12 protein-coding genes are annotated in these 14,131 nt (G+C 54.8%); 5 read left to right on the top strand and 7 right to left on the bottom strand.

What is annotated here, in order from left to right:
* The first annotated feature begins 24 nt into the window (after nucleotides 1-24).
* The 3 genes from J7445_RS06500 (at nucleotide 25) to J7445_RS06490 (ending at nucleotide 5,097) form a co-directional block, all read left to right on the top strand.
* The gene (locus tag J7445_RS06500; RefSeq protein WP_209282782.1) at nucleotides 25-2,208 is read left to right on the top strand and encodes a type I secretion system permease/ATPase; all 2,184 of its coding nucleotides are present in this window, start codon (nucleotides 25-27) and stop codon (nucleotides 2,206-2,208) included.
* A 90-nt stretch (nucleotides 2,209-2,298) separates the two neighbouring features.
* Nucleotides 2,299-3,525, top strand: coding sequence for an HlyD family type I secretion periplasmic adaptor subunit (locus tag J7445_RS06495; RefSeq protein WP_209282781.1), 1,227 nt, complete (start codon nucleotides 2,299-2,301; stop codon nucleotides 3,523-3,525).
* A 261-nt stretch (nucleotides 3,526-3,786) separates the two neighbouring features.
* Nucleotides 3,787-5,097 carry a sulfate adenylyltransferase subunit 1 gene (locus tag J7445_RS06490; RefSeq protein ID WP_209282780.1) on the top strand — a complete coding sequence of 437 codons (1,311 nt, stop codon included), beginning with the start codon at nucleotides 3,787-3,789 and terminating at the stop codon, nucleotides 5,095-5,097.
* A gap of 253 nt (nucleotides 5,098-5,350) precedes the next feature.
* Here J7445_RS06490 and J7445_RS06485 read toward each other — a convergent pair whose 3' ends face one another.
* The 4 genes from J7445_RS06485 to J7445_RS12255 all read right to left on the bottom strand — a co-directional run bounded on the left by J7445_RS06485 (nucleotide 5,351) and on the right by J7445_RS12255 (nucleotide 8,189).
* Nucleotides 5,351-6,583, bottom strand: coding sequence for an MFS transporter (locus tag J7445_RS06485; protein WP_209282779.1), 1,233 nt, complete (start codon nucleotides 6,581-6,583; stop codon nucleotides 5,351-5,353).
* A 157-nt stretch (nucleotides 6,584-6,740) separates the two neighbouring features.
* Nucleotides 6,741-7,367: an alpha-ketoglutarate-dependent dioxygenase AlkB family protein gene (locus tag J7445_RS06480; RefSeq protein WP_209282778.1), complete on the bottom strand. Its 627-nt coding sequence runs from the start codon at nucleotides 7,365-7,367 to the stop codon at nucleotides 6,741-6,743.
* Nucleotides 7,357-7,887 (bottom strand): methylated-DNA--[protein]-cysteine S-methyltransferase, encoded by a 531-nt coding sequence (locus J7445_RS12260; RefSeq protein ID WP_244969458.1) that lies wholly within the window; start codon nucleotides 7,885-7,887, stop codon nucleotides 7,357-7,359. The genes J7445_RS06480 and J7445_RS12260 overlap by 11 nt, the downstream gene beginning before the upstream one ends.
* On the bottom strand, nucleotides 7,884-8,189 hold the full coding sequence (locus J7445_RS12255; protein WP_244969457.1) for a helix-turn-helix domain-containing protein: 306 nt from the start codon (nucleotides 8,187-8,189) through the stop codon (nucleotides 7,884-7,886). Before J7445_RS12255 ends, J7445_RS12260 begins: the two co-directional genes overlap by 4 nt.
* Nucleotides 8,190-8,360: 171 nt before the next feature.
* Between J7445_RS12255 and J7445_RS06470 the strand changes: the two genes are divergently transcribed.
* A complete protein-coding gene (locus J7445_RS06470; protein WP_209282777.1) occupies nucleotides 8,361-9,122 on the top strand; it encodes an SDR family oxidoreductase in 762 nt (253 codons plus the stop codon).
* Between the two features lie 15 nt (nucleotides 9,123-9,137).
* On the opposite strand, the gene J7445_RS06465 is transcribed toward J7445_RS06470, so the two are convergent.
* The 3 genes from J7445_RS06465 to J7445_RS06455 all read right to left on the bottom strand — a co-directional run bounded on the left by J7445_RS06465 (nucleotide 9,138) and on the right by J7445_RS06455 (nucleotide 12,770).
* Entirely contained in the window at nucleotides 9,138-9,713 is a 576-nt protein-coding gene (locus J7445_RS06465) for an NAD(P)H-dependent oxidoreductase (protein WP_209282776.1), read from the bottom strand.
* 281 nt (nucleotides 9,714-9,994) lie between these two features.
* On the bottom strand, nucleotides 9,995-10,393 hold the full coding sequence (locus J7445_RS06460; protein WP_070603220.1) for an extensin: 399 nt from the start codon (nucleotides 10,391-10,393) through the stop codon (nucleotides 9,995-9,997).
* A 331-nt stretch (nucleotides 10,394-10,724) separates the two neighbouring features.
* Nucleotides 10,725-12,770 carry a TonB-dependent receptor gene (locus tag J7445_RS06455; protein WP_209282775.1) on the bottom strand — a complete coding sequence of 682 codons (2,046 nt, stop codon included), beginning with the start codon at nucleotides 12,768-12,770 and terminating at the stop codon, nucleotides 10,725-10,727.
* Nucleotides 12,771-13,174: 404 nt separating this feature from the next.
* Here J7445_RS06455 and J7445_RS06450 point away from each other — a divergent pair, with 404 nt between their 5' ends.
* Nucleotides 13,175-13,810, top strand: coding sequence for a TetR/AcrR family transcriptional regulator (locus J7445_RS06450; protein ID WP_209282774.1), 636 nt, complete (start codon nucleotides 13,175-13,177; stop codon nucleotides 13,808-13,810).
* Nucleotides 13,811-14,131 lie beyond the last annotated feature (321 nt).

Here is a 14,131-nt window from a genome sequence, read left to right as displayed (position 1 = left end):
TCATTACTCATTACGCTAATTATCATGAAAGCAATCATCGAACATATTGTGTTGGTTACCCGTCTCTTAGGGGCACCTGTGTCGGAAGCCGCACTGACGGCAGAGGTAGTGCGGGATAAAAAACTCAATGTCAACTATCATTCCCTCGTCGAAGTCTTGCGCAGCCACGGCTTCGAAAACACATTGTCCAAGCGCAATCTGGAAGACATTCCATCGCTTGCCGTTCCTGTGATGATTATTCTTCACAACGAAGAGGCTGCCGTCATTACCAATATCGAAGGTTCGGGTCGGAACAGGAAATATCATATCCGTCAGGTAGATGGCTTGGAGCAGCAGCTTGATCATGACCAGCTTTCCGGTCTGTATCTGGGTTACTGCTGGTTTATTAAGCCCAAAATGGCGGCGGACACGCGTTCCGAACTGCCTGAATACCACCTCCCCAAGGCATGGTTTTGGAAAGTCATTTGGCGTTTCCGCAGCTATTACTATCAAGTGATTTTGGCGACCGTCATCATCAACTTCCTCGCCTTGGTCAGCTCGTTGTATGTCATGAACGTTTACGACCGCGTCATTCCCAACCAAGCCTATGAAACCTTGTGGGTTTTGAGTATTGGTGTTGTCCTCGCCATTTTGTTCGAATTTGCCGCTAAGATGATACGCGGCCATTTGACCGACATCGCCGGTAAAAAGGCCGACCTGATTATCAGCTCTGCCTTGTTCCGTCGCGTGATGGCATTGCGCCTTGCCGACCGTCCCGCTTCGTCCGGTTCATACGCCAACAACCTGCGCGAATTTGAATCCGTACGCGAATTCATGACCAGCGCGAGCCTGTTGACTTTGGTGGACTTGCCGTTCCTATTGCTGTTTATCTTTGTTATTTCGATAGTCGGTGGCAAATTGGCTTTGGTTCCTTTGGCCATCATTCCGATTGTCGTCATTGTCGGCTTCATCGTCCAACGCCCCTTGTCGCGCCACATTAACGAATCCATGAAAGAAAGCTCGCAACGTTCAGGCCTTGCCGTAGAAGCCATCGAAGGCATCGAAACCCTGAAAACCAACAACGCGACTTCATGGGCGCAACAACGCTGGGACGAATACACTGCCAAAACCTCCGCTTCATCCATCAAAGTTAAAGACACCAGCAATTTCATGGTCAACTTCGCCGTTGCCATGCAGCAACTCAATACCGTCTTTTTGGTCGTGGTCGGTACCTATCTGATTCATGCCGACAACCATGCGGAACGGATTACCATGGGTGCGTTGATTGCCTCTGTCATTCTATCCGGCCGCGCGTTGGCGCCGTTGGCTCAAGTTGCCGGTCTTGCTACCCGCTTCCAACAGGCTAAGTTGGCGTTAAGAGGTGTGAACGACATTGTTTCCCGTCCGATCGAGCGCAGCCCGGAGCGCAAATACATCACTTTGGATAACGTTCAAGGCAATATCGCCTTTGAAAACGTAACGTTCAAATACAAAAACGAAAGCAACAACGCGGTTGACGAGTTGCGCATCAACATCCGACCCGGTGAAAAAGTCGGTATTCTCGGACGCATCGGCAGCGGTAAAAGTACCATGTTGAAGCTGGCGAGCGGTCTGTACGATACCGAAAAAGGCAACGTAACCCTCGACGGCGTCGATATGCGCCAACTCGATCCGAACTTCCTGCGTAACCAAGTCCTCCTGTTTAGCCAATCTCCACGCCTCTTCTTGGGCACATTGCGCGAAAACATGGATTTGGCGCGTGCCGACAGCTATTCAACCGACCAAGACCTGCTGACCGCACTTAAACGCTTCGGTCTGGATCAAATCATCCGCAACCATCCGAGAGGCTTGGATATGCCTTTGGGTGAAGACGGCTTGGGTCTGTCTGGCGGTCAAAAACAAATCATTGCCCTCGCACGCATGACGCTGCGCGACCCTAAAGTCGTCCTTTTGGACGAACCGACAACAAGTCTCGACCAAGGTACCGAACGCATGGCATTGAACGCTATCGCCCAATGGGGACGCAACCGCACCATGCTCTTGGTAACCCACCGTCCGCAAGTGCTGCAAATCGTTAACCGCATCATCGTGATGGAAAACGGCAAAGTCGTTATGGACGGTCCGCGTGATTTAGTCTTGCAAAAACTGATGCAAAACGAGCAAAACAAAGTCAAAGCAGCACAACAAGCGCAGGAAAACCAACGTCCCGGCGAAGCGGCGCAAGCATGACGAAAAGGGAAAAGGTCGTCTGAAAACACGTAGAAAGCGTTTCAGACGACCTCTTTGAAAACAACAAACAGATACCGAAGATTCATCATTATGAGCGAAAACAACGTTAAATCCAAAGACCTGCATCTCATTAACGATTTGAATGCAGCCTTGCAAAAAGAAAAACACAGCGGCCAATTTTGGGTCATCATCCTGTTTTTCCTGCTGCTTGTCGTCTTTGTCGTGTGGGCATACAACAGCACCGTTGAAGAAGTAACCCGTGGTAACGGCAACGTTATCCCCAGCAGTCGTGAACAAGTCATCCAAAGTTTGGACCCCGGCGTGATTACCCAAATGATGGTTAAAGAAGGCGATTTGGTTGAAAAAGACCAAATTCTGCTGAAGCTCGACGACACCCGCAGCCTTGCCGTTTTACGCGAGAGTGAAGCCAAAGTTCAAAACCTCGAAGCCACCATCGCCCGTCTGAAAGCTGAAGCCTACGGCGGCAAACTTACTTTCCCTAAAGACGTCAGCCCTGAACTTCGTCGTCGTGAAACCGCCGCATATAATGCTCGCCGCCAAGCCATGACCGATGCCGTACAAAGTCTGGTACAAAGCAAAGCCGCACTTGACCGCGAAATCGCCATTACAGCGCCCATGGTGGCACAAGGTGTCATGTCCGAAGTCGAGCTTCTCAAAATGCGCCGCGAATCCAGCGATCTGACCCTGCAAATTGCCGAACGCCGCAACCGTTACAGAACAGATGCCAACAACGAACTCGTGCAATCCGAATCCGAGCTGGCGCAATCCAAAGAAAACATGGCAATGCGCGCCGACCCGGTTGACCGCTCCCAAATACGCTCCCCCATGCGCGGCATCGTCAAAAACATCAAAATTAATACCATCGGCGGCGTAGTCAACCCGGGCGAAGAAATCATGCAAATCGTCCCCGTTGATGACAAACTCCTTGTCGAAGCCTATATCCGTCCGCAAGACATCGCCTTCGTTCGCGCAGGACAGCCCGCACTGGTCAAAGTCAGCGCATATGACTACTCCATCTACGGTGGATTGGAAGGCAAAGTTACCCTTGTCGGCGCAGATACCGTCAGCAACTCCATGCAAAGCCGTGCCAACGATCTGAAGCTCGACCCCAACCAAGTTTACTACCGAGTCATCGTCCAAACTGAGAACAACGCCCTGAAAGACAAAAACGGTAAAGACATGCCGATTATTCCGGGCATGGTTGCCACAGTGGACATTAAAACCGGCGAAAAAACCATCTTCCAATACCTGATCAAACCGATTACCCGTATGAAACAGGCATTGAGCGAGCGTTAATTTTCCGAATCAAACTTGCTTAACAGTCAAAAGGTCGTCTGAAAAACCGGTACAGGTTTTCAGACGACCTTTTTGTCAGATAGGGAATATTTTGGCAGCGCTCATGCCTATCTGTACGGAATAGGGGCTTACAGTATTTTCAATCCAATCCGCTTTTTTACGAATATAACGAAATCATCTTTTTTTAAAACCAAGCATTCTTTCCCATTTTCAGACGACCTCATTAAAGTAACGTGCAATCCGAGAATTAAGGAAAGAACCATGACCGCAACCACCGCCCCGCTTTTGCGCTTCATTACCGCCGGCAGCGTCGACGACGGCAAATCCACCCTCATCGGCCGCCTGCTCTACGACAGCAAAACCCTGCTGACCGACCAGCTCGACAAACTCAACCGCGCTGCCGAAAACGGCGAAACGCCCGACTTCGCCAGCCTCACCGACGGCCTTGCCGCCGAGCGCGAACAAGGCATCACCATCGATGTCGCCTACCGCTATTTCGCCACGCCCAAGCGCAAATTCATCATCGCCGACACGCCCGGACACGAACAATACACCCGCAACATGGTAACGGGTGCATCGACCGCCGACGCCGCCATCGTCCTGATAGACGCAACGCGCGTCGATTTTTCCGGCAGCGAACCCGTCCTTCTGCCGCAGACCAAACGCCACAGCGCGATTCTGAAACTCTTGGGCTGCCCCAACATCATCGTCGCCGTCAACAAACTCGACCTGCTCGACTTCGACGAAACCAAATATCAAGCCATCACTGACGCCTACCGCAAGCTGGCGGAACAAATCGGCCTCCAAGCCCAAATCCACTTCCTGCCCATCAGCGCGTTAAAAGGCGACAACATTGTCAACGCCAGCAACCAAACCTTGTGGTATCAAGGTTTGCCGCTGTTACCCCTGCTCGAAAGCCTGCCTGTCAACCGTCAAAACGCCGCCGACCAGGCCGCCCATTTCCCCGTGCAGCGCGTCGCACGGCAAGACGGCAGCAGCAGCGACGACTTCCGCGGCTATCAAGGCAGGCTGGAAGCAGGTCGTCTGAAAACAGGCGACGAAATCAAAGTCCTGCCTAGCGGACACACCGCCAAAATCGCCGAAATCTACAATCCCAACGGAAAAACCGAATCCGCCGAAGCGGGCGAAGTGCTGACCGTCGCGCTCGACACCGACCTCGACATCTCGCGCGGTAACAGCATCGCCGCCGCCGACAGCCCCGTTGCGCCCGAACAGCAGTTCCAAGCCGCGCTGTGCTGGTTCGACGACATCCCGCTCAACCTGCGCCGCAAATACCTGCTGAAACACACCACCCAAACCACGCCCGTCAAAATCAGCGCGATTTCCTACGTTTGGGACGTGAACACCCTCAGCCGCGTCGAACCCGCCGACACGCTCAAACTCAACGACATCGGCAGCGTCAGCCTAAAAACCCAGCAGCCGATCGCCGCCGCGCCCTACGAAGAAAACCATGCCCTCGGCGCGTTCATCCTGATAGACGAAGCCACCAACCACACCGTCGCCGCAGGCATGATACGCAAGGCAGACCAAGCGGACAGTTTTGAAATTTAAAACAGGGCATCTTGAATTGAAGAGATCGTCTGAAACACCGAAACAGGGTTTTCAGACGACCTCTTTAGTATGGAAGATTAAGGCAGGGAACATGGCAGGTCGGCTTTAAGCCCTGCGGCTTTGCTTTGTCCTCATCCAACGCGGTGGAAAATTACAGTGAATTAAAATAACGAAATCGCGGCATGGCATTTTTTATTTGGATGCATGGTAAAAGGTCGTCTGAAATCGGAAAGGAAGGTTTTCAGACAATCTCTCATGACGGCTCGTCTGAATCAAACAGTCCTCGGCATGTATACAGCAGCCCGCCCGCCAATACGGCCAGACCCACCGCCGCCCAATACGCATCGGCATAGCCGACCGCCTTTGCCAGCCGCAGGGCGGCGAAACCCGCTGCGTAACTGCCGAGTAGAACCACAGAAAATTGCAGGCTGCTGTCGAGTGCGGCGGTGGCGCGGTCGGATTTGTCCATCACCAACGCCAGTATTACCGGCAGTAGCAGCGTGTAGCTCAGGCTCAGGGCGATGATTTGCGCGGGCGGCAGCCAAGGATGGACGCGGGCGAGCGCGTCGATGGCGGTCATGGACGCCAAAAGCGGCAGTTGCAGCGCGTAGAGCAGGAACACGAGTTTGCGGCGCGGATAATTGCGCGAAAACCAGCCCGACAGCGGCGTAACAATCAGGCAGGCAACAGGAATACCCACCGCCAGAATCCCGCCCGTTTGCTTCGGGGTGAAGCCCAAATCCGCCAGCTTGGGCACAAAAGTCGCCGCCGCAAACGCATACGGCGCGGCAACGGCAAACAGCAAAACCAGCCACCGCCAGCCCGTTTCAGGCCGCCGCCAAAAGGAGACCAGCCGCGCCGCCAACGCCGTCAAACCGCCTTGCGCCGTCGGGCTTTCCGGCTCGCGGTAGCACAAGAGTTGCAGCAGCATCAGCAGGGTGAACGCCAGCATAAAGCCCGCCGCCGCCGTCTGCCCGTATTCCTGATACAGCCACAACGCCAGCGCGCCGCCGATCATCTTGCCGCCGCGCGCCGCCATCGTCTGAATCACGCCTCCGAAACCGCGTTCGCGGTGCGGCAGGACGATGCACGACAAGCCCAGCATCGCGCAGCCGTACACCGCCGACATTGCCGAGAGCAAAACGCAGCAGGCCAGAAGCAGCGGGAAGTTCTGCGTGATGTCGGTACAGGCCATCGGCCCGAACACTGCCGAAAGCCCCAGCGTCGCCGCCAGCAGCCAGCCGCGAAACCGCCCGAACCGCCCCGCCGGCCGCCGCTCCATCAGCGCGGCAAACAACACCTTCGCCGCTTCGATACCGCCGATTAAATGTATCCAGCTCAGTTGGTTCAGGCTGTAACCGTGGTTTTTCAAAATAGCGACCAGCGCGACCAGATAAAAACCGGTCAGCGTGAATTTGTAGGTACTGCCGCCGATAAGCAGCAGCCAGTCGCGCGGGGCGGGGGATGTTGGGGTTTGTTGGGACATGGATGGCTCCCTATTGCGAGTGTACGGGAATGATGCGGGTGCGGTAGGTCGTCTGAAAAACGTTTCAGACGACCTACGGCTCTTCTGTTTTACATTTTCAAGTAGTTTTTCAGACGACTTTCGGGGGCTGTCTGAAATGGAAAAAAGCAGCCCCTTTTTATCCTTTCATCACCCGAAACGTCAGATTAATCCGCGGCTCTTGGATGCGGGTGCTTTTCAGGATGGTGTGCAGCCAGTGTTTCTGCGTTTCACCATGCATGACGATAAGCTGGCCGTGTTCCAGCCACATTTCGCGTTTTTCCTTGCTTTCTTTGTGTTTGAAGGCGAATTTGCGCGTTGCGCCGAGGCTGAGGGAGGCGATGGCGCTGTCTTTGACCAGCCCCTGCCCTTCATCGCTGTGCCACGCCATGCCTTCGTTGCCGTTGTTGTAGCGGTTGAGCAGGCAGGAGTTGAAGCGGGTGGGGCAGATGTCGGCGATGGCGGCTTCCACGCGGTTTTTGAGTTCGGGCAAGACGCCGCTCCACGGCAGGGCGATGCGGTTTGCGCCGGAATAACCGTAGTTGTAGGGTGTGTCGCCGTACCACGCGACTTCGCGGGCGGTGATGATGTGCTTGCCGAATATCACGGCTTCGTCGTGCCGCCAGGGAATATCACGCTGCAAAATTTCAAAATAACGGTCGGCTTCGGCGATGGTGAAAATCCGTCCGAAATTGCTGACGATGCCGTCGTAGGGCAGGAGGTTGGCGTGCGGGTTGGCGGTTTCTGGGAAGAGGTCAAGCGTCATCAGCGTCTCCCAATTCGTGCGCCAATATCGCCATTTTGCGCCCGCGTTGCCAGCGGTAGCCGCCGATGATGCCGTTTTCGCGGATAACGCGGTGGCAGGGGATGGGTAATGCAACGGGATTCTGCCCGATGGCTGTCCCTACGGCACGCGCGGCGGTGGGCGAACCCATGCGCTGCGCCACCGTGCCGTAGCTTTGCAGGCTGCCTGCGGGAATATCGAGCAAGGCCTGCCACACTTTGAGCTGGAAGGGTGTGCCTTTGATGTGCAGGGTAACGCGACCGCACCGGGTGCGGAAGATATCGGCGGCTTGTCGGTGAAACACGGTTTCCTGCCCGATTAGGCGGGCGTTCGGATATTCGGCGCGCAATTCGTTCAGGGCGGCGGAAGGGTCGTCTGAAAAACGCATGAAGCAGATGCCTTTGTCTGTTGCTGCTGCCAACAGGTCGCCGAAAGGACTGGGAATCAGGCTGTAATCGATTTGCAGGCCTGATCCGCCGTTTTTGTATTCGCCCGGGGTCATTTTTCGATGCCGACAAATAAGTCGTGCAGCCGCCCCGTGCCGCTCAGTCCGCCGCTGTGCGCCGCTTCCGCCACGCTTTCGCTGTTTTTCAGGGCTTCTTTGGCACGGCTGATACTGATGTGTTGCAGCATTTTTTTCGGACTGATGCCCGCCCATGCGGAAAATTCGCGCTGCAAATGTTCGGGGCTGACATGAACCACTGCCGCCACCTGAGCCAAATCGGGCTGCTCGGCGGCATGGTCGTAAAGGTATTCGATGGCGCGGGCAATACGGAGGAATTGGCGGGTTTGATTTAAGTTCATAAATTATCCTGTCGTTGTATGGGATAGGATAGCCTGAAAGCCGACAAGAAACGACCCGATTATTGATGGAAAGATTGTTTGTCTGTCTGAAATTCATCAATAATCGGGTCGTCTTTATATCGCGGCTTCCTTAAACTTGCATCGTCTTCAACCGCATATGTAAGGAACGTTATGTCAAGCTTATTGAATTTGAACAATAAAACCGCCGCCGTTATCGGCGCGTCGTCGGGTATCGGTCGCGCGGTTGCACTGCTGTTGGCGGAGCACGGCGCAAACGTTGTCTTATGTGCCCGCCGTGCCGACAAACTGGAAGAAACCGCCGCACTGATACGCGCACGCGGCGGACGGGCTGTTGCCGTGGCAGGTGACGCAGTGCTGCCTGAAACGCACGAAGCCGTCGTCCATGCGGCAGAGCGAGAGTTCGGCAGCTTGGATATCGCCGTGAACAACGCAGGCATCATCGGAGCGTACAAACCCTTGGCGGAACTTTCGCCCGAAGAGTGGCGGGTAACGCTGGACGGAAACCTGACTGCTGCCTTTCTGGGCGCGCGCAGCCAAATTCCCGCTATGCTCGCACGCGGCGGTGGATCGATTGTGTTCACGTCCAGCTTTGTCGGCACCAGTTGTGCCCTGCCTAACAAAACCGCCTACGGCTGCGCCAAAGCCGCACTTTCCGCGCTGGCAAAAGGCATCACCGCCGATTATGCCGCCCAAGGTATCCGCGCCAATGCCCTGCTTCCCGGCGGTACGGATACGGAAATGATGACTACCGACCCGCAGCAGCGGGCATGGGCGGAAGGGCTGCATGCGGTCAAACGCATCGCCCGACCCGAAGAAATTGCCGCCGCGATTTTGTTCCTCGTCAGCCCGATGGGCAGTTTTGTAACGGGTACGGCGTTGTTTGCGGACGGCGGAAATTCGGCGGTGAAGTAAGAGACCGCCTGAAGATTACACGCTTCGGCTCAAATCTGCCAAAAATGCCTGCCGCTGTTCGGCGGTGGATTTGTCCATATTGCCGAAGTTGAGCCAACGGCGTTTGGCGATACCGATGCCTTTGAGCGTGTGTCCCACCATCGCTTTGCCGATGCCGTTGCCGCCAAACCATTTCAGATACCATGTGGGGGCGGTGGACGTGCTGATGACCAGTGCTTCTTTGATGTGGGATAGGTTGCCTTTCAAGCCTGTGGCGGTCGGGACGTAGGCGAATGTTTTCAGAAAAACTTTGTCTTCAAATCCTTTGACGATGGCGGGCATATCCGCCCACCAGATCGGAAAGATGAAAATCAGGCGGTTGGTGGTTTTCAAGAGTTCCTGATAATGCGAAACCAGCGGGTCAAGGGCTTTGCCTTGGTTGAACAGGGCAAGCTCTTCTTTGGTGTAGGCGGGATTGAAACCGTCTGCGTATAAGTCGATCAGTTGGTATTTTTCGCCTTTTTCGTCCAACAGTTGCTGCACACGCCGCAAAATGCCGTGATTGAAGCTTTGATCGTACGGGTGGGCATAAATGATTGTGGTAAATGACATTTTTGTACTCCTGAAAGTCAGTTGCCGAGTTTTCCCATGCTATCAAAAGAATGTCGGTTTGCTCAAATCCGTATCGGGCAGGCAAGGCTGAATGATATAGTGGATTAACTTTAAACCAGTACGGCGTTGCCTCGCCTTAGCTCAAAGAGAACGATTCTCTAAGGTGCTGAAGCACCAAGTGAATCGGTTCCGTACTATCTGTACTGTCTGCGGCTTCGTCGCCTTGTCCTGATTTAAAGTTAATCCACTATAAAGCCGCTGCCGGAGTACGGATTCTGTTTTCAGACGACCTTCAACGCTTCTTCCGCCTTTTGCAGGGCGGTTTGCTCGTCGGCTTCGACGATGTAGTTCACGCCCAGCGCGGGAGCGAGTTTGGACGATTGTTCGCGGAAGAACGCCAGTTGCGCCGCATCGGGTTCGATGAGGAGCATGGCGGCGCAGCGTTCGGCAAGTTGCGGCCGGTGTGCCTTTATCCATTCGATGTAGGTTTTGCGGTCGGCAATACGCTGTTCGTCGCTTACCTGCCGCCGCATGGGGGTGCAGACGGTGGCGAAGCGGCGGTTTTGGTTTAACAGGGTTTCGAATTCGGCCAGCCAGTCGGAAAAGTCGGCGACGTGGGTCAGGTCGGTCAGGTAGACGGTGCCTTCGGGCAGGGTTTTGGCGGGGGTGAAGTAGTGCATGGGGTTCCTTTGGGTGTTTTGGGGAAGCAGGGTAGGTCAATAGTTGGGCATTTATGCTTGGCTTTTTATTAGACTTCTTGTGCCGTCATTCCCGCGCAGGCGGGAATCCAGAATGGAGACTCAAGGGCACTTCTTTATCCGATAAGTTTCTGTGCGGATAGGTCTGGATTCCCGCCTGCGCGGGGGTAGCGAAGCGGACTTGCGTAAGCTAATGACGATAATCGGTTGTTACGGCCGTTTCAGACGACCTTCGTTATTCCAGTCACCGTAGGTAGAGCATTGATGCCCGACCTACGATTGTTTCAGACGGCCTCCATCATTTCAGCTTCGCCTAAAACTTCCATTCCGCGCTCACGCCTACGCTTCTGGGGCGTTGGTAGAGCGCGTCTTGGCGGTCGGCGCTGGAAATGAATATGGGGCGGCGGCGGTTGAACACGTTGCCGGCGTAGAGCGAGACGCGGCCTTGTTTGAAGTTGTAGGCGGTGTAGAGGTTGACTTGGTTGTACGCGCCGATTTTGCCTGATTCGGCATTGTCGGCGGCGGAATAGTAGCCGCCGTAGAAGCGCACGTCGCCGCCGGCTTCCCAGCCTTTGTCGTTCAGGTATTTCACGCCGATGTTGGCGGTGTATTTGGGCGCGCGGCCGAGTTTGTTGCCTTCGATGCCGCTGTTGGGATAGCTTTTGATTTTGGTGTTGAGCAGTCCCAGTCCGGTGGTGAGTTTCAGGCTGTCGGTGGCCTGCCAGTCGGCGGCAAGTTCTGCGCCGTAGGTATGGACTTTTTTGGCGTTGCGGATGACGACGGAGTTGGTGCCGAGATAGAAGGGGAGCTGCATGTCGCGGTAGTGGTTCAGGAACAGGTTGCCGGAGAGTTGCAGGCGGCGGTCTGCGCTGCGCCAGCGGGTGTACCACTCGTAGTTGTTCACATATTCGGGCTCATAAGTGTAGGTTACGACGGGGCGGCCGAAGGTGATGCCCGCGCCGCCGGGGTTGTAGCCGCGCGCGGCTTTGATGCCGCTGACCCATTGGTCGGTGGGTTTGAAGGCGATGTCGATTTTGGGCAGGAACACGGTCTGGCCTTTGTCTAAATCGAGGTGCAGTGCGCCGCTGCCGCCGCGTCGTTTGTGCGTTTCTTTTTCAAGGCGTGCGGCGGCCGTGATGTCCCATTTTTCGCTGGGGCTGTATGTGGTTTCGGCAAACAGGGCGCGCACGCTGTTGCGGTCGTCAAAGGTATTGCGGCCGCCGACGCTGCGGATATCTACCCATTCGTCTTGTTTGCTGCGGAAGTAGTGCAGTCCGGCAAAGCCTTTCAGACGGCCTTTGTTGGAAAAATGCAATACCGGCTCCCATTGCAGTTCGCGGCCTTTGAGTTCGGCGGGAACGCCTTGCGGGCTGACGGTCATCGGCAGGTGCAGCCGCTCGTTGTGGTAGCGGCCGTAAATCAGTTTGTTTTCCAGTTTCAGATAGTCGTTAAGCTGCCACGATACGTCCCAGATGCCCGATGTCGAGCCGGTTACGAACACGGGCTTTTCTTTTAAAAAACGGCGGCTGGCGGTGTTGCCCATGATTTCGTTTTGCGGTGCGCGCGAACGGATATGGTTCAGCGTCAGGCGGCTGTAAAAATCGGGATGGTTTTCGGGCGTGAGCAGGAGTTTGAAGCGCACGTTGGTGTTTTCCACGCGTCGCGGGTTGCCGGTCGGTTCGTAGGACACGAACGGTTCGTAGCTTTCGCGCTGCTGCCGCTCCGCGCTCAGGCGGAAGGCAAGGTTGTTTTTCACAATCGGACCGGACACTGCGCCGGCGACATTACGCGTTTTTTGGTTGCCCAAACCCAAGCGCAGCGCGCCTTCCCATTCGTTGGTCGGATCTTTGGAACGCATCACCACCGCGCCCGCCACCGCGTTCTGCCCGCGCACATGGCTTTGCGGCCCGCGCAAGATTTCCACCTGCTGCATGTCCCACAGCGACTGCGTGCCAAAGGCGTATTCGTTGTAAGTGGCGGAGCGGCCGTCTATGGACAGGTTCAGGCGCGGCCGAGTGCCCGCGAAAAACGCCACCGCGCCGACGGCGGGGCCGGAACCATCCACACCGCGCACAGTCGGCAGATCGTTGCCGCTGCCCAAGTCCACCGTGTTCACGGTCTGTTTGAGCAAGTCGGTTGCGGAAAGATTGTGGCCGCTGCGGTCGATGTTCGGCGCGGTGAAAACGCGGTTGGATGTGGCGGTTTCAAAGCCGCTGCGGTTGGTGCGTTCGCCGGTGACGACGACTTCTTCCAACTGCACTTGTTCCGCATCTTGCGCTGCATCGGCGGCATAAATCCATTCGGAGGCGAAAGCGGCAGCAAGCAGCAGCGGCAGGCGGCGGAGGGTAGGTTTCTGCATTTCCTTATCCTTTCAGACGACATACGTCGGAGCGGATTGAACATCAGACAATCCAACCGCTCCATCAGTATGCAAATATTTGTTGTTTACACATTTACATAAAACAAACTATTAATGTAAAGTATAAGAAACAAAAAACAGGAATGCAAGTATTTATCATTCACTTTACATCCCCCCTTTTTATAGTGAACCATCTAAAAAACAATTCCCTCTCCCGTTCGGCGGGAGAAGGTTGGGGGAGGGCGATTCTGTAACCTTTATGATTTTGACCTGCTAAGCATCCGACAGCCCCCTGTCCGCAGGGCGGAGCGGCGGGATAAGGAAAGAGGTCGTCTGAAACGCCGCCGTATTGCCATTGCCGTCGTGGGGAAATATGATGAGTATCCGACTTGCGGATAACTTTAATGAGAACCCTTTATGAACAAAATCAAAACCTTCCTACCGTCATGACCGCCAGCAAACAACAAACCATCGCCGACACCGCCCGCCGCCTGTTCCGCGAACACGGCTTTTCCGCCGTATCCGTAGGCGGAATCTGTGCCGAGGCCGCCGTCAGCCGCGTTACCTTTTACAAATATTACAGCGGCAAAAACGCGCTCTTGCAGGAAATCGTTACCGAACAGAAAAACCGCGTCCGTGCCGAATTTGAGGCGCTGCTTGCACGGCAATGCAACCTGCGCGAAGCCGCCGAAGCCGTGTTTGTCCTACAAAAACAATCGTTTGAAGAACTCTATTCCGCCGCCTTCCTGCGTGACATCGAAGAAAACACCGATTTGGAGCTGGAGCGGTTTTTCCATGAGTTGAACGAAGAAAAATACGCCTTTATGCGCAGCTTCTTCCACACCCTGCAACAACGCCGCCTGATTCAGCCCGATTTGCCGGTGGAACTCATCGACCTGTTCATCCGTCAGGCGGATATATTGATGCGCCATCCGCAACTGGCCGCGCTTTATGCCGCTGCTCCGCAAAAACTGCCGCAGGATATATTGGGATTGTTGCTGCACGGTTTGGCGGGAGAGGACGATGAACGCCTGGGATGATTGATCCGTGGGTAGTCGAAAGAGGTTTATCGTGTTTGATAAAACGTCGTCTGAAAACGGATTGCCCGTTTTCAAACGACGTTTCGGATGTTTGCCATATCAAAAATTACAGTAACTCGGAGTCGGGATAAGCAGCAGGCTAATTACCAGCCGATAAAGAGTTTTCTCAAATATCTACGGTTTGTGGGGAAACAGGCAATATACCGTCAAACCTGTGATAAAAGGATGGCTGAAAATATCCTGTTTTTATTTTTTCCCCGTCAAATAGAAACGTCGTCTGAAACCTGATTTTCGGTTTCAGACGACGTTTGCGCTCAGGTT

It is taken from the genome of Neisseria sicca, from assembly GCF_017753665.1.
GTDB classification, from domain to species: Bacteria; Pseudomonadota; Gammaproteobacteria; order Burkholderiales; family Neisseriaceae; genus Neisseria; species Neisseria flava.
The sequence above is the reverse complement of the archived record's forward strand: the minus strand, read 5'-3'. Positions and strand labels throughout refer to the sequence as shown.

Bases quoted from the DNA above. Each gene is read 5' to 3' on its own strand.
- J7445_RS06500 (WP_209282782.1), top strand. From the start codon at position 25: ATGAAAGCAATCATCGAACATATTGTGTTGGTTACCCGTCTCTTAGGG.
- J7445_RS06495 (WP_209282781.1), top strand. From the start codon at position 2,299: ATGAGCGAAAACAACGTTAAATCCAAAGACCTGCATCTCATTAACGAT.
- J7445_RS06490 (WP_209282780.1), top strand. From the start codon at position 3,787: ATGACCGCAACCACCGCCCCGCTTTTGCGCTTCATTACCGCCGGCAGC.
- J7445_RS06485 (WP_209282779.1), bottom strand. From the start codon at position 6,583: ATGTCCCAACAAACCCCAACATCCCCCGCCCCGCGCGACTGGCTGCTG.
- J7445_RS06480 (WP_209282778.1), bottom strand. From the start codon at position 7,367: ATGACGCTTGACCTCTTCCCAGAAACCGCCAACCCGCACGCCAACCTC.
- J7445_RS12260 (WP_244969458.1), bottom strand. From the start codon at position 7,887: ATGACCCCGGGCGAATACAAAAACGGCGGATCAGGCCTGCAAATCGAT.
- J7445_RS12255 (WP_244969457.1), bottom strand. From the start codon at position 8,189: ATGAACTTAAATCAAACCCGCCAATTCCTCCGTATTGCCCGCGCCATC.
- J7445_RS06470 (WP_209282777.1), top strand. From the start codon at position 8,361: ATGTCAAGCTTATTGAATTTGAACAATAAAACCGCCGCCGTTATCGGC.
- J7445_RS06465 (WP_209282776.1), bottom strand. From the start codon at position 9,713: ATGTCATTTACCACAATCATTTATGCCCACCCGTACGATCAAAGCTTC.
- J7445_RS06460 (WP_070603220.1), bottom strand. From the start codon at position 10,393: ATGCACTACTTCACCCCCGCCAAAACCCTGCCCGAAGGCACCGTCTAC.
- J7445_RS06455 (WP_209282775.1), bottom strand. From the start codon at position 12,770: ATGCAGAAACCTACCCTCCGCCGCCTGCCGCTGCTGCTTGCTGCCGCT.
- J7445_RS06450 (WP_209282774.1), top strand. From the start codon at position 13,175: ATGAGAACCCTTTATGAACAAAATCAAAACCTTCCTACCGTCATGACC.